24 protein-coding genes are annotated in these 26,797 nt (G+C 61.8%); 8 read left to right on the top strand and 16 right to left on the bottom strand.

The annotated features are described in order from the left end of the window. Positions 1-338 precede the first annotated feature (338 nt). The 3 genes from PKE98_RS09720 to PKE98_RS09730 all read right to left on the bottom strand — a co-directional run bounded on the left by PKE98_RS09720 (position 339) and on the right by PKE98_RS09730 (position 1,803). The gene (locus PKE98_RS09720) at positions 339-1,040 is read right to left on the bottom strand and encodes an SOS response-associated peptidase (protein WP_271195079.1); all 702 of its coding nucleotides are present in this window, start codon (positions 1,038-1,040) and stop codon (positions 339-341) included. A 72-nt stretch (positions 1,041-1,112) separates the two neighbouring features. Beyond that, positions 1,113-1,424 carry a helix-turn-helix domain-containing protein gene (locus PKE98_RS09725; RefSeq protein WP_271195080.1) on the bottom strand — a complete coding sequence of 104 codons (312 nt, stop codon included), beginning with the start codon at positions 1,422-1,424 and terminating at the stop codon, positions 1,113-1,115. After that, positions 1,411-1,803, bottom strand: coding sequence for a transcriptional regulator (locus tag PKE98_RS09730; RefSeq protein WP_271195081.1), 393 nt, complete (start codon positions 1,801-1,803; stop codon positions 1,411-1,413). The genes PKE98_RS09725 and PKE98_RS09730 overlap by 14 nt, the downstream gene beginning before the upstream one ends. A 266-nt stretch (positions 1,804-2,069) precedes the next feature. Here PKE98_RS09730 and PKE98_RS09735 point away from each other — a divergent pair, with 266 nt between their 5' ends. The 3 genes from PKE98_RS09735 (at position 2,070) to PKE98_RS09745 (ending at position 5,996) form a co-directional block, all read left to right on the top strand. After that, positions 2,070-2,582 carry a sigma-70 family RNA polymerase sigma factor gene (locus PKE98_RS09735; RefSeq protein WP_271195082.1) on the top strand — a complete coding sequence of 171 codons (513 nt, stop codon included), beginning with the start codon at positions 2,070-2,072 and terminating at the stop codon, positions 2,580-2,582. Then, complete coding sequence (locus tag PKE98_RS09740) at positions 2,579-3,526, top strand: FecR domain-containing protein (RefSeq protein WP_271195083.1); 948 nt, start codon at positions 2,579-2,581, stop codon at positions 3,524-3,526. The genes PKE98_RS09735 and PKE98_RS09740 overlap by 4 nt, the downstream gene beginning before the upstream one ends. Positions 3,527-3,593: 67 nt before the next feature. After that, positions 3,594-5,996: a TonB-dependent receptor gene (locus tag PKE98_RS09745; protein ID WP_271195084.1), complete on the top strand. Its 2,403-nt coding sequence runs from the start codon at positions 3,594-3,596 to the stop codon at positions 5,994-5,996. Between the two features lie 112 nt (positions 5,997-6,108). On the opposite strand, the gene PKE98_RS09750 is transcribed toward PKE98_RS09745, so the two are convergent. The 4 genes from PKE98_RS09750 to PKE98_RS09765 all read right to left on the bottom strand — a co-directional run bounded on the left by PKE98_RS09750 (position 6,109) and on the right by PKE98_RS09765 (position 10,704). Then, positions 6,109-6,294 (bottom strand): hypothetical protein, encoded by a 186-nt coding sequence (locus PKE98_RS09750; RefSeq protein WP_271195085.1) that lies wholly within the window; start codon positions 6,292-6,294, stop codon positions 6,109-6,111. A gap of 195 nt (positions 6,295-6,489) precedes the next feature. Beyond that, positions 6,490-7,872: a substrate-binding domain-containing protein gene (locus PKE98_RS09755; protein WP_271195086.1), complete on the bottom strand. Its 1,383-nt coding sequence runs from the start codon at positions 7,870-7,872 to the stop codon at positions 6,490-6,492. 125 nt (positions 7,873-7,997) lie between these two features. Beyond that, positions 7,998-8,732, bottom strand: coding sequence for a TorF family putative porin (locus PKE98_RS09760; RefSeq protein ID WP_271195087.1), 735 nt, complete (start codon positions 8,730-8,732; stop codon positions 7,998-8,000). Between the two features lie 226 nt (positions 8,733-8,958). Continuing rightward, positions 8,959-10,704, bottom strand: coding sequence for an amidohydrolase (locus PKE98_RS09765; RefSeq protein ID WP_271195088.1), 1,746 nt, complete (start codon positions 10,702-10,704; stop codon positions 8,959-8,961). 105 nt (positions 10,705-10,809) lie between these two features. On the opposite strand from PKE98_RS09765, the gene PKE98_RS09770 reads away from it, so the two are divergent. Beyond that, a complete protein-coding gene (locus tag PKE98_RS09770; RefSeq protein ID WP_271195089.1) occupies positions 10,810-11,742 on the top strand; it encodes a LysR family transcriptional regulator in 933 nt (310 codons plus the stop codon). 440 nt (positions 11,743-12,182) lie between these two features. Here the strand turns inward: PKE98_RS09770 and PKE98_RS09775 are convergent, their stop codons facing one another. The 3 genes from PKE98_RS09775 to PKE98_RS09785 form a co-directional block, all read right to left on the bottom strand. Beyond that, entirely contained in the window at positions 12,183-14,711 is a 2,529-nt protein-coding gene (locus PKE98_RS09775) for a TonB-dependent receptor (protein ID WP_271195090.1), read from the bottom strand. 114 nt (positions 14,712-14,825) lie between these two features. After that, positions 14,826-15,785, bottom strand: coding sequence for a FecR family protein (locus tag PKE98_RS09780; RefSeq protein WP_271195091.1), 960 nt, complete (start codon positions 15,783-15,785; stop codon positions 14,826-14,828). Next, entirely contained in the window at positions 15,782-16,351 is a 570-nt protein-coding gene (locus tag PKE98_RS09785) for an RNA polymerase sigma factor (RefSeq protein ID WP_271195092.1), read from the bottom strand. Before PKE98_RS09785 ends, PKE98_RS09780 begins: the two co-directional genes overlap by 4 nt. 181 nt (positions 16,352-16,532) lie before the next feature. Between PKE98_RS09785 and aceK the strand changes: the two genes are divergently transcribed. Beyond that, positions 16,533-18,254, top strand: coding sequence for a bifunctional isocitrate dehydrogenase kinase/phosphatase (aceK, locus tag PKE98_RS09790; RefSeq protein ID WP_271195093.1), 1,722 nt, complete (start codon positions 16,533-16,535; stop codon positions 18,252-18,254). Positions 18,255-18,275: 21 nt separating this feature from the next. Continuing rightward, a complete protein-coding gene (locus tag PKE98_RS09795; RefSeq protein ID WP_271195094.1) occupies positions 18,276-19,286 on the top strand; it encodes an AraC family transcriptional regulator in 1,011 nt (336 codons plus the stop codon). Positions 19,287-19,315: 29 nt separating this feature from the next. Here the strand turns inward: PKE98_RS09795 and PKE98_RS09800 are convergent, their stop codons facing one another. The 6 genes from PKE98_RS09800 to PKE98_RS09825 all read right to left on the bottom strand — a co-directional run bounded on the left by PKE98_RS09800 (position 19,316) and on the right by PKE98_RS09825 (position 24,851). Then, positions 19,316-20,170, bottom strand: a complete 855-nt coding sequence (locus tag PKE98_RS09800; protein WP_271195095.1) for an ABC transporter permease — start codon at positions 20,168-20,170, stop codon at positions 19,316-19,318. Then, the gene (locus PKE98_RS09805; protein WP_271195216.1) at positions 20,167-21,123 is read right to left on the bottom strand and encodes an ABC transporter substrate-binding protein; all 957 of its coding nucleotides are present in this window, start codon (positions 21,121-21,123) and stop codon (positions 20,167-20,169) included. The genes PKE98_RS09800 and PKE98_RS09805 overlap by 4 nt, the downstream gene beginning before the upstream one ends. A 450-nt stretch (positions 21,124-21,573) precedes the next feature. After that, the gene (locus tag PKE98_RS09810) at positions 21,574-22,101 is read right to left on the bottom strand and encodes a sigma-70 family RNA polymerase sigma factor (RefSeq protein ID WP_271195096.1); all 528 of its coding nucleotides are present in this window, start codon (positions 22,099-22,101) and stop codon (positions 21,574-21,576) included. A gap of 196 nt (positions 22,102-22,297) precedes the next feature. Continuing rightward, positions 22,298-23,080 (bottom strand): phosphate/phosphite/phosphonate ABC transporter substrate-binding protein, encoded by a 783-nt coding sequence (locus PKE98_RS09815; RefSeq protein WP_271195097.1) that lies wholly within the window; start codon positions 23,078-23,080, stop codon positions 22,298-22,300. Continuing rightward, positions 23,053-24,030, bottom strand: a complete 978-nt coding sequence (locus tag PKE98_RS09820) for a fatty acid desaturase (protein WP_271195098.1) — start codon at positions 24,028-24,030, stop codon at positions 23,053-23,055. The genes PKE98_RS09815 and PKE98_RS09820 overlap by 28 nt, the downstream gene beginning before the upstream one ends. Positions 24,031-24,122: 92 nt before the next feature. Next, positions 24,123-24,851 carry a GntR family transcriptional regulator gene (locus PKE98_RS09825; RefSeq protein WP_271195099.1) on the bottom strand — a complete coding sequence of 243 codons (729 nt, stop codon included), beginning with the start codon at positions 24,849-24,851 and terminating at the stop codon, positions 24,123-24,125. Between the two features lie 120 nt (positions 24,852-24,971). Between PKE98_RS09825 and PKE98_RS09830 the strand changes: the two genes are divergently transcribed. Both PKE98_RS09830 and PKE98_RS09835 read left to right on the top strand, forming a co-directional pair. After that, on the top strand, positions 24,972-25,796 hold the full coding sequence (locus PKE98_RS09830; RefSeq protein WP_271195100.1) for an ABC transporter ATP-binding protein: 825 nt from the start codon (positions 24,972-24,974) through the stop codon (positions 25,794-25,796). An 11-nt stretch (positions 25,797-25,807) separates the two neighbouring features. Then, on the top strand, positions 25,808-26,797 hold the full coding sequence (locus tag PKE98_RS09835; protein WP_271195101.1) for an ABC transporter substrate-binding protein: 990 nt from the start codon (positions 25,808-25,810) through the stop codon (positions 26,795-26,797).

Raw genomic sequence — 26,797 nt, forward strand, 5'->3', positions numbered from 1 at the left:
CCTGCTCGGCGGCCCTATTTTTTGGCTGCCGAAGGCTCAGGTCTGAGCCTCGACGCTCGATGCGGCGCACGCTCGGAACTGGCTGTACAGACAGGGGCGCGAGTTGACTGAGGTGCAGGGGATTAGGCGCGACTACGCGCCGTGGGGAGGCGTGCCCCACAGGGATTTTGGGCTCCTGGGCGTGGCGCGGTAGGAAGAGTCGGACAACGACGGGGAGGGCTCGGTACGGGTCTATCTGCGTGTAACTCCGCCAACAGGCGCAGGGAAAAGATGTCCGGACCGCCGTACCGTCTTCGTCATCAACGAAGCAGCGGGTTGGATTAATCAAGCTCCGAAAATCAGAGCACGGGGTCGTCGATTTCCTCGATCAACTCCGCGCCCTCATTTCTGGGATTGCCTACGGCCTTACCGACCGGGTGCCAGCGAAACGCTGCCGCGCCCAGGCCGTGCTCGGTGGCAATCTCCAGGGCTCGGGCGGGTTCGGTGTGCGGGTCCAGCCATTGGGCTGCCAGTTCAGGCGCCAGTACCACCGGCCGCCGATCATGGATATCCAGCAGCCCGGTGTCGGCTGCTGCCGTAATGATGGTGAAGCCATCACTTTCGTGTTGCTCCAACCCTTGTGTGACCTGACACAACGAGGCGAAGAACAACGGCGAGCCCTCTTTGGCCTGGATGTAATAGGGCTGCTTGATCTTCGGATCCGTCGGGTGTTTCACCCATTCATACCAGCCATCGGCCAACGCCAGCGCACGTTGCTGCCAGATGTCGCGAAAGAACTTGCCACTGGCCACCGTTTCCACCCGCGCGTTGATCGCCGGCGGCATCTTGCGCGCCTTCGCCCAGTGCGGCGCCCAACCCCAACGCACCGCTTCTGCGGCCAGGCCGTGACCGGTGTTGTAGAAGAGGGGCGCACGGGTGCTGGGCGCAATGTTGTAGCGCGGCCCGGCGGCCGGGTCGGTGCGATTGTCGATGGGTTGCATGATGGCGAGCACGTCGCGCCATCTGTCGAGGTCTTGAGTGTTGGTGTATCGGCCACACATAGCTTCCCCTTCGACGTCGCCTGAACGCACTGTTTGGCTAAGGCACTACGAGAGCAAGTGTTGGCCAAAACGCTACTGCGTCAACACGTCACGGAAAACATCTGGACGAGATGCAGCGATATGCAACAGCGACCGTGCCGCGCCCGAGGGAGTGCGTCGCCCTTGCTCCCACTCCTGCAGTGTACGAACCGATACCCCCAGTAGCTCGGCAAACTTCGGTTGGGACAGGCCTGTCTTGCTACGCGCCTGTGCGGCTTCAGTGGGCTCGATTTTGTGAACAGCGCCATGGCGGCCAGCCTTGACGTCTCGGATGGATTGCAAAAGTTCTTCGCCGATGTCCCGTTTGGCATCGCGCGCGATCAATTCTTTTTCAGTGAGGGGCATGGTTCAGCTCCTTGGCGATTTTGAGTAGTACATGTGCAGGAATGGTCTCGGTAGTGCCCTTGCCATAGATGATCAGCGCGACCAAGGCACCACTGCCGAGCTGAGCCGTATAGACAATCCGCACGGAGCCGCTTTTGCCTCTGCCGTCCATGCTCCACCGTACCTTGCGGCAACCACCCGAACCTGGCACCACGGCGCCGGCGTCTGGGTTGTTGGCGAGAAAGGACATGAATGCGCCATGTTCTTCCTCCTCCCAATAGTCTGGCCAACGTTTGGAAAACAGGGGCGATTCGATGATCGTCACCATTGGTGATGGTACGTCTTTGACGTAGATCTCGGCAAGTTCTGGTGTTGGGTACGTGAAGGGATTTTTTTTCATGATGGGCGGCCTCTCCCTGGCCAACGGCAGTTGAAGAAGGAAGCGCCCACATTGAAAGGGTGGCCCTCGCTCTGCTATCGCCTCGTTCCTTTCCCGGCCGGGAGTTTTCGGCCAAATCTTGGCTGTGTTTCCGTGTTTTGCGCCCAGCACGCAAACCGTCGCAAAAAATTAACGGGCATTGGCGAGCACAAACAAATCTCTTGGTATGAGGCAGAGTCTTAAATAGAATCTATTCTCATTTGTTTTTGTGGATAGGCCTTCAAGCCATGATTGATGCCGCTACACCGCCGGACTACAGCCTGAGCACGTTGTACCGCGACCACCGCAGCTGGCTGGAAACGTGGCTGCGGCGGCGGGTGGGCAATGCCTGGGATGCGGCCGATCTCAGCCAGGATACGTTCCTGCGGGTGTTGGCCAGTTCGCAGTCGCTGGCCGAGCTGCGCGAGCCGCGGGCGTATCTGCTGACGGTGGGCAAGCGGCTGCTGAGCAACTTTTACAGTCGCCGAAGCCTGGAACAGGCGTACCTGGAAGCGCTGGCGCTACTGCCTCAGGAGTGCGTGCCCTCGCCGGAACAACGGTGGGTGGTGTTGGAAACCTTGCATGCACTGGATGAATTGCTCGACGGTTTACTGCCTCAGGTACGTCGCGCATTTCTGTTGAGCCAGTTGCATGGCCTGGGCTATCGCGAGATTGCCGAGCGCCTGGAGGTGTCGGAGCGCACGGTGAAGCGTTATATGGCGCAGGCCTACGAGCATTGCCTGTTGGTGGACCTCGAGTGAGCACGTCACCGCCTACTGAGGCACTCGAAGTTGCGCGTGCGGCGGCCCGGTGGTTGGCGCTGCTGGAGTCCGGCGCGGCGACCGAGGAAGACCATCGGCGTCTGCAACAGTGGCGCAGCAGTAATGGCCGCCACGAAAGCACCTGGCAAAAAGCGCAGCAATTGCGCCAGCGCTTTGCCAGCGTGCCGTCGGAGTTGGCCATGGCGACGCTGGATCGCCCCGACCTGGCACGCCGCGCTGCATTGAAACGAGCCCTGGGCATTGCCGCGCTGGTGCCTGCCGGTTGGCTGCTGACTCGGCAATTGCCGTTGGCGGCCTGGACCGCCGACCTGCATACCGCCACTGGCGAGCGCAAACGGGTAGCACTGGCCGATGGCAGTTCGTTGCTGCTTAGCACCGATACGGCGGTCAATGTCGACCTCGCCGCCGGCCGCCTGACCTTGCTGCGCGGCGAGATGGCGTTGACGGTGGCCGAACGCTCTACGCTGACCATCGCATCGCCCTATGGCCAGGTCCTCGCCAGCGGCAGTGACGTGTGTGTGCGCCTGAATGAGCACGACTGCCAGGTATCGGTAATCAGTGGCGCGGTGCGGGTACAGCCGCTATCGGGCGCAGAACTGCTGGTGGTCCAAGGCCAGCAGCTCCGCTTGCAGGCCACTGGTGCCAGCGCTATCGGCAGCTTCGATGTCGCGCAACCTGGCTGGCGCGACGGTGTGTTGATTGCCGAAAACCAACCGCTGGGGGATTTTCTTCGCGAACTGAGCCGTTTTCGCCCCGGCCTGTTGCGCTGGGCGCCTGAACTGGAGGCGCTGCGCGTGACCGGTAGTTTCCAGGTGGATAACACCGACCAGGTTTTGACTTTGCTGGCAGCCAGCCTGCCGGTGGAGGTGGTTTCGCGCACGCGTTACTGGGTTACGGTGGTGCCGCGAAAAAATAGCGTCTGAAGCGTGTCCCCTTTTTTGATCTCGCCGGTCATTTCAGGCAAGTGAATAAAATCGAGAGCTTCTTCCTATGTCCGCAGCATTGCCTCGTCGAACGTCATACGTGTTACGTCCGTTGTCCCATCTGGGCCTGATGTTGAGCCTGGCCAGCCTTCTGTTCAATTCAAGCTGGGCCGATGACGCCCGGCGCAGTTATGAGGTATCTGCTGGCACCTTGAGCAGCGCGTTAACCCGTTTTGCCAGCCAGGCCGGCGTCAGCCTCTCGGTAGATCCAGCCTTGGTCAGCGGGCGTCGCAGTGAGGGGTTGTCGGGCACGTACGCGGTGCAAGAGGGGTTTGCCCGCTTGCTGCGCGGCAGCGGTTTGCGGCTGCAGCCGACAGGCGAGGGCGCCTACACCCTGGTGCCGGCGCCCTCCGGGGCTGCGGAAATTGCTCCGGCGACTATTTCCGCCAACGCCGACAGCAGCGACGGCGAGCGCTATGCCGGTGGCCAGGTGGCCCGTCGCGGCTCGGTAGGCCTGCTGGGTTCGCGCGACTTTATGGAGACGCCGTTCAGCGTCACCACCTACACCAGCCAGACGGTGAAGAACCTGCAAGCCCGCACGCTCAACGATCTGGTGGCCAGCGACCCGTCGGTGCGCGCCACCAACCCGGCCGGTGGCCGCTACGAGCAGTTCACCATTCGTGGCCTCAGCCTGTTTAACACCGACGTCTCGTACAACGGGCTCTATGGCGTACTGCCCACGTATTCCATCGACATGGAAATGGCTGACCGGGTCGACGTGATCAAGGGCCCGACGCAGTTGATCAACGGCATCTCGCCGCGCGGCAGTGTGGGCGGTGGCATCAACGTGGTGCCCAAGCGCGCGGGCGACAAACCGCTCACCGAATTTACCGGCAGCTATGCCTCCGACAGCCAGGTTGGCGGTGCCGTGGATATTGCTCGTCGGTTCGGCGAAGGAGAGCAGTTCGGGCTGCGTTTCAACGGCGTCAAGCAGTCCGGTGACACCACCTGGGACCACCAGAGCGTTGACCGCGAAATGGCCGTACTGGGCCTGGACTTTCGTGGCGAACGCTTGCGCCTGTCTACCGATATCGGCCACACCGAACGCGATACCGATGCCCCGCAAGAACGCGTACTGATCGGCGCCCTGGCCAAGGTGCCGGATGCCGAGGATGTGCGCCGCAACTACGCGCAAGCCTGGAGCAAGGCACGCACCAACGACACCTTCGGTACGCTCAATGGTGAATACGACCTCAGCGATTCGCTGCTGGCCTATGCCGCCGCCGGCGCGCGCGAAAGCAATCACACCTTCCTGCGCCATAACGTGCCCATCACCAATGACGCCGGCGACTTCAGCGTGCAACCGCGTGATTTCACCCGCGATGAATCGGTTCGCACGGCCATGGCCGGGGTGCGTAAATGGTTCAACACCGGCGCTGTCAGCCATGAAGTGAACCTGGCGGCCAGCTACTTCTACATGGACTTCACCAACGGCGGTGCCCGCTATGCAGCCTCGCCAAGCAACTTGTACGACCCGGTGCCAACGCCAATCCCCGTCACCCCGATCCGGCCCGATGCCAAGGTGTACACCGAGAACCGCTACAGCGGCCTGGCACTGTCCGACACCCTGGGTTTGTTCGAGGACCGTCTGCAGTTCACCCTCGGCGCGCGCTGGCAGCGCGTGAAGGTGGATGACTGGAACAACAATGCCAAGGGCGATACCGCCTACGACGAAGAGAAGGTGTCGCCTTCCGGTGGCGTGCTCTACAAGGTCAATGATCAGGTGTCGGTGTACGCGAGTTACATGGAGGGTTTGAGCCAAGGGAAAGTAGCGCCGTCGACGTCCAGATACCCGGACGAAATCTTCCCGCCCTTTATCAGCCGGCAAGTGGAAGTGGGCGCCAAGCTGGATGTGGGCAGCTTTGCCTTTACCGCCAGCGCCTTCCGCATCAAGCAACCGGCGTACGAAACCAACGCCACCTCGCGGGTGTTCGGCCCCAACGGCAAACGGGAAAACAAAGGCATTGAGCTGACGATGTTTGGCGAGCCGCTGCAAGGGTTTCGCGTGCTCGGCGGCTTGATGTACATCGACAGCCAATTGCACGGCACGGTGGGCGGCGCCTCGGACGGCAATCGCGCACCGGCCACGCCTGAATACAACGTTAACCTCGGCGCTGAGTGGGATGTGCCGGGTTTGGCGGGGTTAACCTTGACCACCCGCGGCATTCATTCCAGCTCGCAGTACCTGGACCAGGCCAACAGCAAGAAAATCGATGGCTGGGAACGCTTTGATGTGGGCGCGCGCTACGCCTTTAAGGCTGGCGAAAAGGACATTACCGTTCGAGTGGGTGTCGAGAACGTGCTGGATGATCGCTATTGGAGCTCGGCAGGTGCCTCCGATGACAGCGAGCCGGGGCTGACGTTGTCGACGCCCCGCACGTATCTGGTATCGGCTACGGTGGGGTTCTAACGGCGTAAACACATTCCGTAGGAGCGAGCTTGCTCGCCAAGCTCTTGGGGCGATCACCGTTTCCAGGGTTCGCCAGTAAGCTGGCTCCTACGGGACCGCGATCGACACGGGCTCAATCGTCCTCGTCGAGCTCGCCGGCGTTTTCTCTCGCGCGCAACCACGTCAAACGCTGGTGCAACTGTGCGGCGAAGGTACGGGCGGCCAGTTCTTCCTGAAAGGTCACGCCCCGATAGCCGATACGTACGCGCCAGCATTGCTGACCGCGTAGCCTTACATATTCGACATGCACGTTATTCATAACTGCTCCCTGTTCACGGCCCACAACGCCGCAGCGCGAAGAGTAACGAGCTGAGTGACAGCTCGCAAATGCAGGCGTTTGTAGGGGCGTTGTTACGTGGAGGCGATGTCGCTGGGAGCGATGGGTTGGTCGTGGACGAAACAGGGTAGGGCGGATATCCCTTGGGCGACATCCGCCGAGTTCAACGAGTAACCCTCAATACACCCACACCTCAACTCGGCGATTCTTGATCCGGCCGTTTTCGGCACTGTTGGCCGCCACCGGCAGTTCGTCCCCCAAGCCGTCGATATCACGGAACATCACGCCCTGTTTGGCCAGCTCACGGCGCACGGTCATGGCGCGCAATTTCGACAGCAAGGCAGCACGCGCGGGGTCGGCCTTGGGGTCGCCGAAACCGAGCAACACCACTTGCCGGTTCAGCTTGTTGTTGTCGTTGATGTAGTCCATGACGCGCTGCAGGTCGTAGTGCGATTTGTTGTCCAGCGTGGCGCTGCCTTCCTGGAAGCGGAAGTTCACCGACAGACGCTGGGCGTTGCGCGCCAAGTCCTGGTAGCTCTTAGGCATGTCGTCACTGGGGGCCACTTTGATGGTGTGCACGGTCTGCGCAATAAACCCGGTTTTAGCAACAATGGCTTGGCCCTCGGGGCTTTGCGCAAATTTCACCAAGGCGTCGGCCCAGGCATTCTTTACGGTCGGCGGCATGTAGAAAAACAGCCGGCGCGACAGCGGGTAATCTTCGGTGGCAATCAGGCTGGTGGACGGCGGCATGGCCTGCGAGTCGCCATCGGCAATGGCTACTGCCTTGGCTTGGCGGATATAGGGCAGACCAATAAAGCCGATACCGGCCGGGTCTTGCGCCACCTCATCCGACAATTGCTCGCTGGACTCAAATCGCTTGGCACCAGCTCCCAGGCTTTTGCCATGGCTGGCAAGCACCAGTTCCTTGAAGGTGTCGTAGGTGCCGGAGTTGTCATCGCGGGCATACAGGTGAATCGGGCCGCCTTTGCCACCCACGGCTTCCCAGGTTTTGGCGTCGCCAGAAAAGATCTGCGCCAGTTGCTCGGTGCTCAACGCGCTTAATGGGTTGGTGGGGTGCAGGATGATGGCCAGGCCGTCGATGGCAATAATCTGCTCGGCGCCTCGGGCTTTCAGATCACCCAGGCCGACAAGGTCGTTGTACTCGCTGTCCTTGATAGGTCGCGAGGAGGCGGCCAGTTCGGCGCTGCCATCTTTCAATGCTACGAAACCGGTGCCCGAGCCGTGGGCAGCCACGATAACCACCACGTTCTGGCCCTTGGCGTTCTGGCCGATCAGGCGTTGCTCGTTGTCGTTGCCGGTAGGTTCCATGCGGATATTGTTCAGGCCCTGTTGTTCGAACAGCCCTTTGACCAGCGCCGGCCCGAGTTTGGCGCCGATGGTGTTGGAGCCCTGAATGCGCAAGGCCGGTGTGTCATTGGCGGGGGTGGGCAGGGCGGCAAACACCGACCAGGGCAGGGCATAGCAGATAAACCCCAGAATCAGAAAGGTGACGGTGCGAATCCAGGTATCGCGTTCGGTTACAGCCAGGGCGCGCAGCATGCGGCAGGACCTTATTCTAGAGCGGCGGAAAGTGCCCGGAGAATAAGTCGGGAAGATTGCAGGAAAGTTACAGGGGCGGTGTAGGAGAGCGCGGCGCTTGTCAAAGAAGGCAAACGCCGCAGAAGTTAAAACGACTTGCTCACGCTGGCCACCACGGTCGAGCCGCAGGTGTCGGTAAAGCCGTAGTTACTGGCGCACTGGTCGTCGGAGAGGTCGGTGTCGATATAGCTCAGGCCCCAGGTGACATCGAACAGGTCATAGGTGAGTTTGGCTTCCCATTCGCGGTAGGAATCGCTGCCTGTGCCGTTGGCGCTGAAGTACAGCGGGTCTTTGAAATCGGCGCGGCCGTAGCGCAGCTTCAGGCCGATATCGGCGGGCAACACGGTTTCGTAACCGATGTAGCTGTAGAGCGTGTCCTGGTCTTTGCCGACGTAGTTGGGCGCATCGTTGGAGTAGTAAGCAGCGGCCTTGAAACCATAGGCGCTTAGGATGCCGTAGACCTCGCTCTGGTTGAACTGGCCTTCCTTGGGATAGGCGTACTTGATGTAGCCAAGGTCCAGGCTGACGTCGTCGTTGGCCTGCCAGAACCAGCCGGCGTAGTAGTCCACTTCCTGGCGGGTTTTAAGGCCGAAGCCGAAGTCGACATTGGAGGTCCACAGACCGGCATACAGGCCGCTGCTGTGCAGCAAAGTGACGCCGACCTGGGCGGCGGGATCGTTCTGGGTTTGCGAAATGCCACGGGTGCGGTAGTCACTGGCCAGGGTGAGGTCGACCTGTACGGCGAAGTCGTCATTCAAGGGAATGGCGGCGTGGCTGGCGAGCGGAAACAGGGCGAGGCCTGCGAGCAAAACGTGCTTCATGGTGTTATCCCAATGTTGTGTTTGTTATAGGGCAGTGCGAGGTCAAGACTCCGCCGCAGGCCTGGATGCAACAGGCCATTGGTGGAGCGGGGGTGAGGCTTTTTATTGGTTTTTTGCAGGTGCGACTGGACGGCATTCCGATTGGTGGCCAACCCTGGAACCTTCATTCGTGAAGGTCGTTTCCAGGGTTCGCCAGCAAGCTGGCTCCTACGGGAGCCGCGAGCTGTTAACGCGCATCGGGGGCGTAAACCTGCTTACCCGCAAAGTAGGTGTTGAGCACCTGGGTTTCCCCGAGACTCTTGGCGTCCACGGTGAACACATCGCGGTCAAGAATCACGAAGTCGGCGGCCTTGCCGGCTTTGAGCGAACCGATCTCTTTCTCCAAGCCAATGGTCCGCGCGGCGTTGATGGTGTAGGCGTAGAACATGGTTTCGCGGTCGATGCGTTCGTCCGCGTTGAGCACACCTTTTTCGCCTTCCCGGCTGATGGCCTGGGCAATAGCCAACCACGGGCTGGGGCTGGACACCGGCCAGTCACTGGCACCGGAAATCGTTGCGCCCTGTTTGAGCAGCGAGTGCGCCGGGTACTGGTAACGGTAGGCAAAGGCGCTGACGTACGGCTTGACCATATCAATGGTGTATTCATCCCCTGCGGCCCACAGCAATTGCATGGCGGCAATCACGTTGAGCGGCTTGAAGCGGGCAAACTCTTTCGGGTTTACCAGCTGCAAGTGAGTGATGGAGTGGGTCACGCCGCTGTTGCGGTCTTTGCGCGCCTGCTCGATGCCGTTGAGCGATTCGCGCACCGCGCGGTCGCCGATGGCGTGGATATGCACCAGCCAGCCACGGGCGTCGATGGCGCTGACCAGCTCGCCGAAGTGTTTCGGGTCGATCAGCAGCTCGCCGCGCTTGTTCGAGTTGGTGTACGGGTCAATCAACGCCGCGCTCTGCGCCGGGTATTCGATAACGCCGTCAGCGAAAATCTTGATACCCGGCAAGGTCAGGTTAGGGATGCCCTGGAACTGGTCCCGCACCTTGGCCAGCACATCCAGATCACTCGGCCGGCTTTTGCCGTTGGCGACCAGCAGCGCGGCGACATGGGCGGTGAGTTCGCCTTTTTCGGAAAGCGCTTTGTACACCGGCAGGATGCCGACCGATTTCTCGGTGGGGTGCATGGCAAACACGGCTTCACCGGGCGCGGCGTTGGCGGCGGGGTCCATCCAGGCGGTAATGCCCAGGCTGTTGTTGTATTTCACGGCGGCCTCACCGGCCTTCAGCAGTACGGCATCGCTGGGTGGCGGCAGCGCTTTGGCAGCGCGGTCCCAGCCGGCGTCTACCAGAAAGCCGTTGGGTTCGCCGTTTTTCAGTTTGCCAATGGTGTCGGCTTCGGCGGCCGGCAGGGTCTTGATCAGCTTGGCGTCGATGCCGGCCCGCTTGAGCATGGCGGCGTTGATCCAACCGGTGTGGTGGTCGCTGCCCATAAAGGCGATGGGCGTAGTGGCCCATTCCCCCTGGTTGAAACGCTTGCCCATCTCTTCGGCCTGGGCCCAGTAGGCCGAGTTCATACCGGCGACGGTGAGGACTTCGCCATGCCCGGCGCTGCCGTCGGCACGCCAGCCTTGCAGGCGTTTTTCCAGCTCGGCCAACGGTACTACTTCATCGGCCATATTGGCCGAGGCCATTTCCAGGCCACCGAACACCGCATGGGAGTGGGCGTCGATCATGCCGGGCATCAGCGCCTTGCCGCCCAGGTCGATGACCTGCGTGTTGGCGCCTGCCAGGGCTTTGATCTCGGCGTCGCTACCCACCTGCAGCACCCTGCCGTTTTCCACCGCCAGGGCCTGGGCCTTGGGCTGGCTGCTTTCGGCGGTAAATACCTTGCCGTTGAACAGCACCAGATCAGCTGCGGCCATCGATTCCATCGAGGAAAAAGCCACCGCCAACGCCAACAGGTTCGGAATGAACCTTTTCATGGAAAACCCCTTGTATTTATTGGTCTGGTGGCGAGACTAGCGACAACGTCGGGCCCGCAGAACGCCCAGGCTTCGCAAAACTCTTTTGCCTGATTGGAAAAACCCATGGATAAACTCAGCGCCCTAGGCATGTTCGTGGCCACCGCCGAACACGGCAGTTTCAGCCGCGCCGCCGAGCAACTGGGCAAGACGCCCTCGGCGCTGACCAAGGCGGTCAGCCACCTTGAGGCGGAGCTGGGCAGCCGGCTGTTCGAGCGCAGTACACGGCGCACCGTGCTCACCGAAGCCGGCCGGCTGTACCTGGAAACTGCGCGGCAGGTGCTGCAGCGCCTGCATGAGGTGGGTGAGGAAATCGGCCAGCTACAGCACGGCCTGCACGGCAACCTGCGCATCACCGCGCCGTTGGCCTTTGGCCGGGCGTTTCTGGATGAAGTGTGCGCAGGCTTTCTGGTGCAGTACCCGCAACTGACGGTGCACATCGATTTGAGCGATGCCTTTGTCGACCTGGTGGAAAGCGGCTACGACCTAGCCCTGCGCGAAGGCCCCAGCGATCTGCCGGGCTTGATTGCGCGGCGGGTAGGGCGCAACCGGATTTTTATCTGCGCCAGCCCCGAATACCTGGCCCGTAACACCGAGCCGCTGACGCCCTTCAACGTCAACGCGCATCAATGGCTGGTGTACCAGCATTCGGCCCTGGATAAATTTCTCTGGTATGTGGAGCGCGACGGCCAGCGGCTGACCCTGGCGCATCCGCTGGTGGCACGGCTGCGCAGCGACAACTACGATCTGTTGCTGGCGGGGGCATTGGCAGGCGCGGGGCTGTTGCACACGCCGGAATGGAGTGTGGGCCCTTACCTGGCCGATGGCCGCCTGGTGCGGGTGATGACCGATTACGAGATCGATCCCGATGCGTTCGGGCCGAATATTCTGGCCGTGTACCCGAGCCATCGCCGCGCTACCGGCAAGGTGCAGGCGTTTATTGATTTTCTGGCGGCAAGCCTGGCGCGGCGGGGGTTGGACGGGGAGTGGGTGCCTTGATGCTGCTGATCTCTATCTACCCGCACCTTTACGGATGCGCACCTAACGTCTCAAGCAAAGAGCCGTAGCGGTATCCAATTCAACGGAGGTCTTTTTTATCGCGTGCACGGGGCGTTTTGTTTCGCGCCTTACGCGCGAGTTTCTTTTTTCAGTCGTCGGAATGCCGCACCATAAAAAAGAAACCAAAAAATCTTGCCCCTACCTTGGGTCTCCGCTTTGCTCCGACTCCCCTCGCTACGTCGTTGCTCCAGGGGTCGGCAAAACGCGGCCATCCATGGCCCGTCTTTGCCTTTCGCGGCTCCTGCCGCTCAACCCCTTGCGCAACGACTGCGCTCGGCCTGCGCTGAAGGGGCGGCAGATCAAGATCAAAAGCCAGATCAAAAGCGGTAGATCTATAGCGCCAGGTCAAGAGCATCGCGAATGATTGGCCGGGGCGCGCATCAGAAGAAGCGGGTGATGCTGACCTTGGCGTTGCGGCCCTGGCTGCGTACGCCGTCGCCGCTCAGTTGCGGGATGTAGTCCTTGTTGAACAGGTTGTCGATGGTCAGGTTCACCTCGGTGCCTTTCAGGCCCTTCTGGTGGGGCTTCCAGTTGGCGAACAGGCTGTGTACGTCGTAGTTGTCGTTTTCGGCTTCGTCGTAGGGGAAGTCGCTGGCCCAGTCTTCGCTCGGCACTCGGTCGGTCTTGCGCACGAACTCGGCTTGCCAGCCGACTTGCATGTCCAGCGGCGGTATCTTGGTGCCCAGGGTGGTGACGAATTTCGGCGACGCAATATCCCGCGCCCACACGTCCGGACCCCACGGGTTGAGGTAGGCGCCGTCGTGTTTGCCGGTCATCCACGAGTAGGAAATGGCGCCGAATACCCAGTTGGAGTCGTAGAAGCTTTCCACTTCGAAACCCTTGATGGTGGAACCATTGAGGTTGCGGTAGATCGGGCGATTGCCGGCCGGGCAGCTGTTGCTGATGGTGCCGCCAGTGTTGTACTGGTTCTCGCAGTCGATGCCGAGGTTTTTGAAGATTTCGTCTTTGATCTCGTTGCGAAACAGCGTGGTGCGGATTTGCAGGTTGTCGCTGTCGACCACCAGGCGGTTGAGCGTCAACACGCTGCCGGCGCGCAGGGCGGTGATGCGCTCGGGGTCCAGGTCGCGGCTGGTTCGGTTGCGGGTGCTGGTAGGGCTTTGCACTTCGTATTGCTCATCGATCACCGGCGCGCGCCAGGTTTTGCTGTAGTCGGCAAAGAACGCCAGTTGTTGCAGCGGCGCCCAGTACAGCGACAGGCGCGGTGACCAGCCGCTGTAGGTCTGGCTGCTGTAGTCATGCACGCCGGGGGTGTTGTACAGCGGCGCGAGGTTTTTCTTGCCGTCGTTGCGCACTTCGTCGAAGCGCAGTGACGGGGTGATGGTCACATCGCCAATCGTCATCGCGTCCTTGATGTAGTAGCCCTGGCTGTCGACTTTGCCGCGCGGCATAAAACCGGGCTGGTAGTGGCCGTAGTTGTACTGCGGCTTGTCGTAGGTGGCGCCGGGCATATACATCAGGGTGTCGCGCTTGTGCTTGCGCAGTTGGCTGCCCAGGGTCAGCGCGTGGGCAAACGGGCCGGTCTCGAACAGGCTGGTATTGCGCAGTTCCAGCACGTCGTCACGGTAGGAGGTGTCCATCTTCTTGCCGCCGGTGGCGGGTTGGTAGAACGCGTTTTCGCCACGCTCGTCGGTCTGCTCGGTCTTGGAGTGCGAGTAGCTCAATGACATATCCACCAGCGGGTTATCCAGTGGCTGGTATTCATACTTGGCCGACCAGGTGGTGTCGATTGTGCTGCGGTCGGCCAGCAGGCGGCGCAGGGCGCCTTCGTAACCGTAGCGGGCAATGTTGGCGGCGGTGGGCGGCGTCGGGTAGCTGTTGGATGAGAACGGCGTCATGCGCTCGCTGTTGGAGCGGGTGTAGGACAGCCCCAGGCTGTGCTCGTCGTTGGGGTGCAAGTTGATCTTGAACAGCTCGGCGTCCAGGTCCTGTGCGCTGTTGGGTAAGCGCTTGGGGTTGATCGGGTAGCGGTTGTCCGGGTCGGGGCGTTGGGCGGCGAGTTTCAGATCGTCGCCGTCGCGCTTGGTGTAATACACCAGGGCGTCGGCCATGCCGTTGTCGGTGCGGCCATAGGCGGCGCCGGTGTAGATCTGCTGATGGTCGTTGCTGCTGTAGCCGTACTTGAGCATGGCGCCCGTGTCGCGGCCCTGTTCGAGCAGGTCGGGGGCATCTTTGGTGGTCATGTTCACCGTACCGCCAAAACCGCCGTTGCCGGTAAAGGGCGAATGCGGGCCTTTCTCCACCTCGATGCTTTTGATCAACTCGGGCTCGATAAAAATGGTGCCTTGCTGGTAACGCTCAAAGCCGGATTTGGGCGCGCCGTTGAGGGTCAGCGGCACGTCTTCGGCATCGCCCATGCCCCAGATGTTGAGGGTCTGGCCGCCGGGTTTGGGCGAGCCGCCGGCGGTAACGCCGGGCAGGGTGGACAGCAGGCTGCCGATGTTATTGGGCTGACGGCGGTCGATGTCGACCTGGCTCAGGGTGGAGCGGCCGACGCTGTTGGAGTCCACCTGGGCGCCGTCGCCGACGATGCTCAGGGCGCCGAGGCTCATGCCTTCTTCGTTGGCCGGCACTTCGCTGGCGCGCACCACAAAGGTGTTGTCCACTTTCACCAAGGTAAAGGCGCTGCCACGCAGCAAGTGGCGAATGGCGTCTTCTGCACCGAAGGTGCCGCTGAGGGCCGGTGCCTGCACGTTACGCAGCAGGGTTTCATCGAACAGCAGCTGCACCTGGGTTTGCTGGGCCACCTGACTGAGTGAGGTAGCCAACGGCTGGGCAGGCAGGTTCAGGGCAAAATCCTGCGCCTGGGCTTGCACGCTGAAGGCCACGCACAGGGCGACCAGCGAAGGGCGGGCGTAAGGGCTTTGCAGGTAGTGGTGCACGCGAAACATTTATTCCCCCAAAGTGGCCAACACGGCCATAAAAAGGTCTGCGCGGACGGTGCAGACAGGAGGAAGACGCGGGACGAACAAAAACCCTCATATGCGAATAGCAAATATTCGCATCTATTTTTTACGTGGCTGAATCCTGGCGCGCCCATCGCCGAGAATCACGGTTTTCACCGGCAGCAAGGCCGGTAGCGCGCGCAGCAGCGCGTCCGGGTCGTTGACGTCGAGGCTGCCGGACACCTTGTAGCTCGCCAGCGCCGGGTCAGTGAGCTGCACCGGCTGGTCGCGGTACAAGGCCAGCTCATCGACGAGGCTGGCCAGGTCGCGATTGCGGAACGACAAATGCCCGCTGCGCCAATCGGCCACCTGGCTGGCCTCGAGAACTGTCTGCTGCAGCTGGCCGCTGCGGTAGTCGTAGCTGGCGCGTTGCTGCGCCGTCAGCAACGTGGGTTCGCTGCCGGGTGTGGGAATCAGCGCGACCTGGCCGTGGGCGACGGTCACCACCAACTGGCGCTGGCCACGGCGCACATCGAACCCGGTACCCACCACCCGCACCTGAGCATCGCCGGCATGCACCCACAGCGGGCGCTCCTTGTCGGCGGCCACGTCGATATACAGCTGGCCTTGCAGCAGATGGATATCGCGGCGGTGCGCGGTGAAGTCGATCGTCAGCCGGGTGTTGGCATTGACGAACAAGGTACTGCCGTCGGGCAGTGGCAACTGGCGGCTGCCGTGAGCCTGGGCGGCTACTTGTTGCGTGTAGAGGGTGTGCGGCGCCCCGAGGTTCATGGCCAGCAGCGCGCAGAGCACGGCAGCGGCCACCGCCAAGGCTGGGCGCCAGCCACGGCGACTGCCCAGCTGCACCACGGGCGCGGGCTGGCGCACCGTTTGCAGCGCGCCCAATTCGCCCCACAGGGCTTCGAACTCGGCATAGGCCTGGGCATGGGCCGGGGTGGCCAGCCATTCACTGAATGCGTGCGGGTCGGCATTGGTGCCACGGTTGCGGCTGAACCACATGGCGGCCTGGGCGTCGACGCTGTTGTCGTCATTGAGTGGCGTTTCAACAGGCGCGTTCATTGCGACGGCTCCTTGCCGTGCTGCTGTGGCTGGTCGTGTTCATGGTCCAGCCGGCGCTTGCAGTGCAGCAGGGCGAAGGCGATGTGTTTTTCCACCATGCTCACGGAAATTCCCATGTGGTCGGCAATCTGGGCCTGACTCAGCCCTTCGAAGCGGTGCAGCATAAGGGCTTCACGCCGGCGCGGCGAGAGCTCATCAAGCACCTCGCCAAGGCGCTCCAGGTGTTGCTGCTGCTGCGCGCGGGCCAGCGGCTCATTGCTTGGGGTGATGGTCATATGCGCCTCGATGTCGCCAGGTTCACCCAACTGTTCGGCAAACACCCCTTGGCGCACCTTCTGCCGCCGCCAGTGGTCGCGTAGCAGATTGCGCGCCATCTGAAACAGAAACGCGCGCGGTTGCTCCACGCTGGCCTGGTCGCGGTAACCCAGCCATTGGGTGAAAACGTCCTGGGTCATGTCGGCCGCATCGCTGGCGTTATCTGTGCGTTTGCGCAGGTAATGCAGAATGTCCGCGTAGAAGCTGCGATAGGTTTGCGCTTCAGTGGCATCAGGTTTACGGCGGGACATGACCTTCCTTTTCACAGACGACGGAGCAGGGCGGCGGCGATCTTATCGAGAATGGTTAGCATTTGTCTCCCGGGAAATGCATTCCCAGGCAAATCTCTCTCGGCCGTAGCTTTCTCTTGTCGCCTCATCTGGCTAAGCTCGGCGTTCTTTGCTGCCTTAATTCAACTGCCGAGAGCTTCCTATGCCCCAGCAATGGCCCGCCGCCGATATCGCCCGGTTGATCCTCGACGGCTTCGACGACTATCGCGAGCATTTCAAACAGATCACCGATGGTGCCCGTGCCCGTTTCGAGCAAGCGCAGTGGCAGGAAATTCAGCAGGCCTCGGCCGCGCGGATCAACCTGTACGAAGAGAAAGTCAGCGAAGTCAGCCAGCGTCTGCACGAAAAACTCAAAGACGAAGTGCTGCTGGATGTGCACCTGTGGCCGCTGGTGAAAAGCGCCTATATCAACCTGATCGACAGCCGGTTCGACGATGAGCTGGCCGAAACCTGGTTCAACTCGATTTTCTGCGGCCTGTTCAGCCACGACCTGATCAGCGACGGCTGCATGTTTATTCATACCACGCGCCCGTCCTTGCGCAGCCACGAGCGCGGCGCGCAAACCCGCACCTATATGCCCCAGGTAAACCTGGCCGGCATGCTCGAACAGATATTTACCGACTACCAGTTCAGCGTGCCCTACGAAAACCTCAACCGCGACCTGGCGCGGTTGGAGGGCCAGTTGCGCGCCAACCTGCCGGACTGGGTGTGCAAAGACCCGGAGCTGTGCATCGAGCTGTTTTCCTCGGTGTTGTACCGCAACAAAGGCGCCTACCTGGTGGGCCGCATCTACACCCGTGACGAGCAATGGCCGCTGGTGATTCCGCTGCTGCATCGTGAGGAGCGCGGCATTCAGGTGGATGCGCTGATTACCGATGAAGCCGAAGTGTCGATCATCTTCTCCTTCACCCGTTCGTACTTCATGGTGGACGTGGCGATTCCGGCGGAGTTTGTCGGTTTCCTCAAACGTATTCTGCCGGGCAAGCACATTGCCGAGCTGTACACCTCGATCGGCTTTTACAAACACGGCAAATCCGAGTTCTACCGCTCGCTGATCAACCACCTGGCCAACACCGACGACCGCTTTATCATGGCCCCCGGTGTGCGCGGCATGGTGATGAGCGTGTTTACCCTGCCGGGCTTCAACACCGTCTTCAAAATCATCAAGGACAAGTTCTCGCCCTCGAAGAACGTCGACCGCGCCACGGTGATTGAAAAGTACCGCATGGTGAAAAGCGTCGACCGGGTAGGGCGCATGGCCGATACCCAGGAATTTGCCGACTTCCGCTTTCCCAAAGCCAAGTTCGACCCCGAGTGCCTCGCAGAACTGTTGGAAGTGGCGCCGTCCACCGTCGAGCTCGAAGGCGATACCGTACTGGTGCGCCACTGCTGGACCGAACGGCGCATGACGCCGCTCAATATCTACCTCGAACACGCCAACGAAGCCCAGGTGCTCGAAGCGCTGGAAGACTATGGCCTGGCCATCAAGCAACTGGCGGCAGCCAATATCTTCCCCGGCGACATGCTGCTGAAAAACTTCGGCGTCACCCGTCACGGCCGTGTGGTGTTCTACGACTACGACGAAATCTGCGCACTTACCGAAGCCAACTTCCGGGTGATTCCACCACCGCGCTATCCCGAAGATGAAATGTCCAGCGAGCCCTGGTATTCCATCGGCCCGCTGGATGTATTCCCCGAGGAATTCCCTCCGTTTCTGTTTGCCGACATGGGCCAGCGCAAACTGTTCAGCCAGTTGCACGGCGACCTGTATCAGGCCGATTACTGGAAAAGCCTGCAGGACGCCATTCGGGCCGGCAAGGTAATAGACGTGTTTCCGTACCGGCGTAAAGAGCAGTTGAACTGACAGCACGGGTTGTTTGTTGCCATGGCGGCTGAACCGTTTTTTTCGCGCTCTTCGTGGCTTAACTCGCTGCATATGTCCACGCTTACCGTGGCGCTGCTCCAGGCTCAGGGGCATGCGCCAGAAGCGGTGCTGGAAGGCAGCGGGATTTCCACCGACGACCTGCGCGCCATGAAACGCCTGATCGGCCCCGGCCAGGAGCAGCACGTGTTCGCCAATGCCCTGCGCCTCAGTGCCAAGCCGACGCTGGGTATTGAGTTGGGGCTACGCACCCGAATCTCCGCCTATGGCTTGCTCGGCTATGCACTGCTGTCGGCGCCGACCTTCGGCGAGGCGCTGCGCATCGGCTTGAGCTATCCGGTGCTGCTGGGCACCTATTTCAACCTCAGTCTGCATGTGGAAGGGCCGACCGCCTGGCTGGTAGCCACCGGCTATGGCGAAGACGAGGCGCTGCGGCCGTTCAACGTCGAGCTGTGCCTGGCCTCGCTGAAAGTGGTGTGCGGCGATCTGTTGGGCCAGCCGCTGCCGCTTAGGGCTGCGCAGTTCGATTACGGCGAAACCGCCGGCTACAGCAACGGCTTCGAGTGTCCGTTGCATTTCAACCAGCCCCGCAACGCCATCGGTTTCGCCGCGCACTGGCTGGAGCAGCCGCTGCCGCTGGCCGACCCCATCACCCACCAGGAAATGCTCGACCAATGCCGCCGGCAGAACGCCGAACTGGCCGCCAATCGTGCCTGGCTTGAACGTGTGCGGGCGCTGCTGGCCGAGCGCCTGCAAACCCCGCCGGGGCTGGAAGAACTGGCGCGGCAAATGAACTGCTCAGCCCGCAGCCTGCGTCGCTATTTGCAGCAACAACACACCAGCTACCAGCAACTGCTGGACGAGCTGCGCTTCAGCCGCGCCAAGGAACTGCTGCAACAGGGCGAACTGCCTATCTACCGCATTGCCGAGTTGCTGGGCTTTAGCGAAACCGCCGGCCTGCGCCACGCCTTCCAGCGCTGGAGCGGGCAGCCGCCGAGTTACTTTCGTGTGTAGGGCCTCTTCATACCTTCTTCCCTGCGGGCTCATTGCCTGACGCTACGTCGCCCATAATCCTGGGTGACGCGGTCGATGATCACCGCCAAGGCCACGATGGCCAGGCCGGCCTCGACCCCGCGTCCGACGTCCAGGGTCTGGATGCCGATTAGCACGTCTTCGCCCAGGCCCCGGGCGCCGATCATGGAGGCCACCACCACCATCGACAGCGCCATCATCACGGTCTGGTTCAGCCCGGCCATGATGCTTGGCAGCGCCAGTGGCAGTTCTACATTGCGCAGTACTTGCCAGCGGTTGGCGCCCAGGCAGCGAGCGGCTTCGCGTACCGACGGATCGACCTGGCGCAAGCCCAGGTCGGTCAGCCGAACCAGCGGCGGCAGGGCGTAGATCAGGGTGGCAAAAATTGCCGGCATCTTGCCCAGGCCAAACAGCATCAATACCGGTATCAGGTACACGAAACTGGGCAGGGTTTGCATCACGTCCAGCACCGGCATCAGCACCCGGCGAGCGGTGGGGCGATAGGCGAGCAACACGCCGAGGGGCACACCCAGCAGCACGCACAACCCCGTGGCTACCAGTACCAGGGCGCAGGTTTGCAGCAGTTTGTCCCACAGGCCCACCACGCCAATCAGGAACATCAACACCACCAGCGCCAACGCGCGTTTCCAACTGCGGCCGGCGTGCCAGGCCAGGGCGCCGACCAGCACCAGCAGCAGCCACCAGGGCAGGGCACGCAGGCCGCTTTCCAGCAGGGTGACCACTTGCAGCAGGCTGTCGGAGACTTGGCGCAGGTGGTCGCCGTAGTTCAACACCAGGCTGTCGACAGACCGGTTTACCGGCTCGGCAATGGAGTGGTGCAGGCCTTCCGGAAAGCTCGAACTCACAGGGCGGCCTCGACCTTGCTGCGCGCCTCATCGCTTACCCAGCCGTGCCAGACCTGTGGGTTGGCTTTGAGAAACTGCTCGGCGGCGGCGCGCGGTGATTGGCGGGTTTCGCTCATCTTGGCCAGGGTGGTGTTGAGCAGGTCGATGGGGAAGTCGACCTTTTCAAACACCGCGACCAGCTCCGGGTATTGCTGATGGAACGGCGCCGATACGCCGACTGACAAGCGCGCTGCCAGCGAGCGGGTGCCCCGTGGGTTGGGGTTCTTGGCGTCGGCCAGGGTTTTCCAGGCTTCGGCATCGAAGGCCGGTTCTTCCAGGCGGACTAGTTTGTAGCGGCCCATCAGCGGGGTGGGCGACCAGTAGTAGAACAGTACCGGTTTGCCGCGGCGGATGGAGGAGGTGATCTCGGCGTCCAGCGCGGCGCCGGAGCCGGTGCGGAAGTTTACGTAGGTGTCGGTGAGGCCGTAGGCCTTGAGTTTTTGCGTGTTGACCACTTCCGAGGTCCAGCCGGCGGGGCTGTTGAGAAAGCGGCCTTTTTCCGGTTGCTCGGCGTCGCGAAAGACGTGGGCGTAGCGGGGCAGGTCGCTGACTGAGCGAAGGTCGGGGGCCAGGGGTTTGATGCCTTTTTCGGCGTCGCCGTGAATGACGTAGTCGGGTACCCACCAGCCTTCGTCGGCGTTTTTGACGATATCGCCCAGGCCGAAGACTTTGCCTTCGGCTTCGGCTTTGACCCAGGCGGGGCTGCGGCCGGCCCATTCTTCGCCGATGACCTGGATGTCGTTGCGGGCCAGGGCGGCTTCCAGGCTTACGGTGCTACCGGGGAGGGTGTCGGTGGGGTAGCCGTAGCCTTTTTCTACGATCAGGCGCAGGACCTCGGTGATAAGGCTGCCGCTTTCCCAGGTGATATCGCCGAAGTGAATGGGTTTTGGGTCGGCGGCTTGGGCGCCGGCCATTGCCAGGGTCAGGGCGGCGGTGGTTAGCCAGCGGGTAAGTAGGTGCATTGTCGGGTCCTTTCGCGATTCTGTTTTAGTCGGGTCGGGCGATTGTTTTTCTGCTTCGTTACCGCGTTTGCTGGGGTTTTTGTTTCGCGCCTTACGCGCGAGCTTCTGTTGGCATTGCCGGATTGCCGGACCACCCAAAAGCACCCAAAAGGTCTAGCCCCCACCTTGGGTGGTTCCTGTAGGAGAGGCTTTAGCCTCGATGTTTTTGATTTGTGTGCTGCGTTAGAAATCGTAGGCCACTTTGCAGTGGTAGTGCGCCTTCTGGCGCCGACCAAAGCTTTAAACACTTTGGTAAAGGCTTGGTTCAAGTTCTGAGCGGTGGTCATAGGGTTGACCGGGCCGAACCGGGCAACAGTTTCGCCGGCGAGCGCAGTAGCACCCTCTTTCGGCCGGCCTGTTCCATCAAGGCCGATTAGGCGCGGCGGGTATGCTGCCTACTCGCAGGCAGCGTTGCAGTGCCCTGGTCATATAGTCGCTGACCGAGCGTTGCGAGATGCCCAGGGTGCGGGCGATTTCCGGGTAGGTAAGGCCGTCGACTTGCGCCAGCAGAAACGTAGCCTTGACCTTGGCCGGCAAGCCGTCGAGCAACAGGTCGATGCGGTGCAGCGTTTCCCTGAATTCGGCGGCCTGCTGGGGAGAGCGCTCGTCGGCGGCATCCGGGTTCAGGCTATCGAGGTAGGCGCGCTCCAGGTCGCGGCGGCGCCAGCGCTGATACAGCAGGCGGCGGGCGATGGTGGTGAGCAGGGCGCGGGGCTCGCGAATAGGCGCCATGGCGGGGCTGGCGAGCAACTGGGTAAAGGTTTCGGCGGCCAGCTCTTCGGCACTGGCCCTCGACTCCAGGTGCCCCCTCAGGCGGCCTTGCAGCCAGTCATAGTGCTGGCTGAACAGCAGGCCTACGTAGTGGCCATGGGAATTGTCGGCACCGGACATAACGGCTCCAGAATCTGAAAAGGCATGGGAGTCCGGTGTTCCGGTGAAGGCATGCTAGCAAGGGCACTTATTCTTTAAAAATAGCGTTATTGGCTACAGATATTCTTTTGTGGTCTATACGGGGTTTGGCTCTTGTAGGGTGTGCTATGCGCACCATTGCGTTTGCGGGGCTATCACTTGGTGCGCGGAGCACACCCTACGGGGCGTATACGCCAAGCTCGGCGGCGTGGCGCTCATAGGTAAGCAATACCTGGTAATCCGCTTCACTTGCGGGAAGCACCTGGCGAATGCGCAACACCTGCGCGGCTTCCGGCTCATCGAGCAACGCCTGGTTCAGCGCGGCCCGAATGCGCTGCGCCTGCTGCTCATCGGCGGCGGTGATATAGGGCAGGGTGGGGCTGGGCGCGCTGGTTTGTAGCAGGCGCAGGCCGGTCACTTCTTCGGCGGCATAGAGCGCCAGGTAGGCGAAGGTCACACAGTCCACGGCAATCAAATCCACGCGGCCTTCACGTAGCCACGCCAGGCTTTGTCGATGGCTACCGCTGAGCTCAAGGCTGGAGAAATAGCGCCCGTCTTGCTGCCAGGGCGCCAGCGCGTGACGCAACAGGTTCATACCCGTGTTGGAGTCCAGGCTATTGGCCGCACCTCGGCAGCCGCGCAGGGCTGGCAGGCTGTTGCGGGTTTCGTCTTCGCGGACCAACAGCAGGCTGCAGTGTTCGCCATTGTGGCTATGGGGCAGGTCGAAATCCGGCCGCCCAACCAACCGCACCTGGCCGCGTAATTGGGTCATGAGCGGGTAGCCGCAGGTTTGCGTCAGCAGCAGCTCGGGCGTGCGGAACAGGGCGTGCACATCGCTGCCGGCCCAGGGCAGGCGTTCGGCGTCGAGCAGTGCGAGTGTGCGCGTTAACCACTGTTCGCTGGCTTGGCGAACGGGCTCGGGCGCCGGGTACATCAACAGTTCGGCATGGCCGCGGGGCATGGCGGGTGGTCCTGCTGGCTAACCAGGGGGTGGACGGGGGTGTCGACCGGGCTTAAGCCGTGCTGGCGAACCAGCTGGCCATAACCATGGACCAGAAAACCGCCGCTACGTGCCACCCAGTACTCGCGCCGGGCATGGTAGATCGAGGGTAGCCGATACCACGGCAGCCAGGGCAGATCGTGGTGCACCAGGTGCAGGTTAAGGTTGAGGAACAACCAGCGCCACGGCCAGCCGGCTTCATTGAGCACACTGCGCTGCGCCGGTTCCGCCGCCGGGCGGTGTTCGTAGAAAGAGCGCAGCATGCCCACGGCCAACGCCGGTACGCTGACCAGCAGCACATAGTGCGCGGCCGACAAGACGCTGTAGTGCTGCACCCACAGCAGCAACGCCGCACACACCACGCCATGGCTGCTCCACATCAGCCACGCCTGGCGTTCAAAACGCAGCAAGCGCCGGCCTTCGCTTACGAGCAGGCCAGCCAGCGCCAACGGCGCGCCGACCAGCAACCGACCCAGCACGGTTTTATTCAGCCAATGCAGAGCGCGGGCGGCGGCGGGCAAGCGCTGCCACAGATCGGGGTGCAGGTAACGGCTTTCGGGGTCGACCTCGGGCAGGGTCAGGCTGTCATCGCGGTGGTGCGCCAGGTGGCTGTCGCGGTACAGCGTGTAGGGGTACCAGATCGCGTAGGGGCCGCAGGCCAACAGCTTGTTCAGCCACGGTAAGCGCGTGGGATGGCCGTGCAGCACTTCGTGTTGCACTGACATCCACAGGGTGACCAGCGGAATCAGCAGCGCAGTGCTCAGCCATACACCCAGGTGCGGGCTAAACCAGAGCACCTCGAACCACGCCGCCTGCACGCCAATCAGCAATAACCAGGTCGGCCATTCCTGGCGACCGAAACGGTCGTTTTCCAGGCTCGCGCGCAAGCGCTGCCAGTGTGTGTATTGCATACCGCGTTCCCCAAACGTTGCAGCGAATCAGCGCTGTCTAGTGAGGGTGTGCAGCGGGGCGGGGAAATCTTGCAGATCGTTTGGCAATAGCCTTATGCCTGGCGCGTTTTGAATACGCCGCTCAGCACAAATTCGTAACGTTCCGGGCGGATATAAAACGTGGTGCGGTCGCAGCATTGCTGGTCGTCGAACCACGAGGTGCGCTGCATCACCAGCAGCGCGGTGCCGCGTTTTACCCCCAGGTGCTGGGCCAAGGTCTTGTCCGCTTCGCGGGCGCGGATAGCCATGTCGGCGCGGCTTACCGGTTTGCCGGTGATGCGTTCCAGCACCGAGTACAACGGCTCTTGTGCGGCGGCGTGCCAGTCGACGTCGGCCAGCTCGGCGGTGAGGTAGCTGCGGGCGAATGCGATCGGTTCGTCGTCGACGATATGCAGGCGGTCGACGTTCACACACTGGCCGCTAAACAGCTGCGCCAACTCTTCCGGCACCTCGACGATTCGTTGCCCCAGCATCTTCATGCTCGGCTTGAGCCCTTGCAACACCAGGGAATCGTGAAAGCTGCGCAGGGCGTCGAGGTCGTGGCGTACCTGCTGGGCGGCAACGAAGGTGCCTTTGCCTTGTTTGCGCTCCACCACACCGTCGTCGCCCAGCTTGGCCAGCGCGAGGCGGATGGTCACCCGGCTGACCTCAAAGCGTTCCACCAATTCCGATTCCGACGGCAGTTTTCCCAGCGCGCCAAACTGGCCTTGCTGAATTTCGGTGAGCAGTTGTTGAGCGATTTGCTCGTACAGCGAAGTGGCGCTTTCACGTTGCAAAGTCACGGCGTGGGTGTCCGGTTCTGAGGCTGATTCTAAGGTTATGCCGTTTCGGTCTTGGGCTAACTTGTATTAATACGTATTATGACGGCCTTAGACAGTATAAATGACCTGACGCCCCTTGCCATGTCCCAGTTCCAAACCCAACTTGCCGCCCGTTCCGACGCCCTGCACATCGAGGCCGTCGACTTTGCCTATGCCAATGGCCACACGGTGTTCAGCAACCTGAACCTGCGTGCACGGCAAGGTGAGTTCGTGGCCATTCTCGGTCCGTCGGGGTGCGGTAAAACCACCTTGCTCAACTTGCTGTCCGGCTTTCAAAAACCCCAGGCCGGGCGCTTGCTGGTGGACGGCCAGCCGACGCGCCCGGAGCTGCCGGCCTTGGGCTACGTGTTTCAAAGCCCGCAGTTGTTTCCCTGGTTGAGTGCGCTGGAAAACGTACGGTTCGGGTTGCGTGTGGCCGGCGATAAAAACACCGTGCAGCAGTACGAGCACGCCATGCATTACCTGCGCCTGGTGGGCCTGGAAAACGCTGCACAGCGGCTACCCCGGCAGCTCTCCGGCGGCATGCAACAACGCGTAGCGCTGGCCCGCACTCTGGCGCTGGAGCCTCAGGTGCTGCTGATGGACGAGCCCTTTGCGGCGCTGGATGCCATCAGCCGCAACAGCATGAATGAAGAAACGCTGCGCCTATGGGCAGCGCTTGGCCAGACCGTTTTATTTATCACCCATGATATCGACGAAGCGGTGTTTCTCGCCGACCGCGTCGTGGTGTTGAACATTGCCCCCGGGGGTATTCATAGCGAGCTCGCCATCGACTTGCCGCGCCCCCGCACCAACCGTGAAACCCGCCGCTTGCCGGCCTTTCTCGACTATCGCAACGAGCTGATGGAACGCATCGGCGACGTCATGGCGCAGTCGTCGTCGCTCCTTGAGCCCACCTTCGGATAACGAGACTTTCCATGTTCAAAACACTGCTTCTGCCGGTCGCGCTGGCGGCCTCCACCTGGCTGAGCGGCGCCCAGGCAGCCGAACCGCTGCGCATCGGTTACGTGATGGCGATGGCCAATGCGCCGGTAATTGTTGCCCAGAAACTTGGCTACTTTCAGGACGAAGGCCTGGCGGTGGACGTCAAAGCGCTGGGCGATGGTCCGGTGATTCAGCAAGCCCTGGCCGCCCATGAACTGGACGTGGCCTACGTCGGCACGCCGCCGGTTTACCAGTGGTATGCACGGGGGTTGAAGAGCGTGATTCTGGCCAAGGTGAACTACGGCCAGGCCGCCGTGCTCACCCGCGCCAACGGCCCGATCAAGACCCTGGCCGACCTCAAAGGCCACAAGCTGGCCGGGGTGAAAAAGGGCAGTGGCATGGACGTGCTGCTGCGCGGCTATGTGCTGAAAGAAAACGCCAAGCTTGAGCCTGACACCGACGTGGAAATCGTCGACATGCCACCGGGCAATATGAACGCGGCGCTGGAGCGCGGCATTGTCGACGCCGCGTTCAGTTGGGAACCCTTTGTCAGCCAGGCGTTGTTGCGCGGCTCGGCGCGGCTGTTGCTGGATGTCAATCAGGCCCTGCCGCAGTACCCGTGGTACGTGGTGATTGGCCTGCCGGAAACCCTGCGTGATCGCCCTGATGATGTGGTGAAACTGCTGCGCGCCCACCGCAAGGCCATCGCCTTTCTCAACGAGCACCCGGCCGAGGCCAACACCATCATCGCCGAGGCCTTCAAGCTGGAAACCGTGCAGCGCGCCGATGGCAGCAGCGTCAGTGGCGAGGAAATCGTCGCCGAAGCACGCAAACGCCTGGGCTGGTCGGCGGAGTTGAAAGACGCGGACCTGCAATTTATTCAGCGCCTGATGAACTACTCCAATCAGCTGAAATTCATGGACGCGCAGATCCCCCTCAAAGATCTGGTGGACACCTCGTACCTGCAAAAAGCCGCGCGCTGA

The organism is Pseudomonas turukhanskensis (assembly GCF_027922365.1).
In the GTDB taxonomy this organism is placed as follows: domain Bacteria; phylum Pseudomonadota; class Gammaproteobacteria; order Pseudomonadales; family Pseudomonadaceae; genus Aquipseudomonas; species Aquipseudomonas turukhanskensis.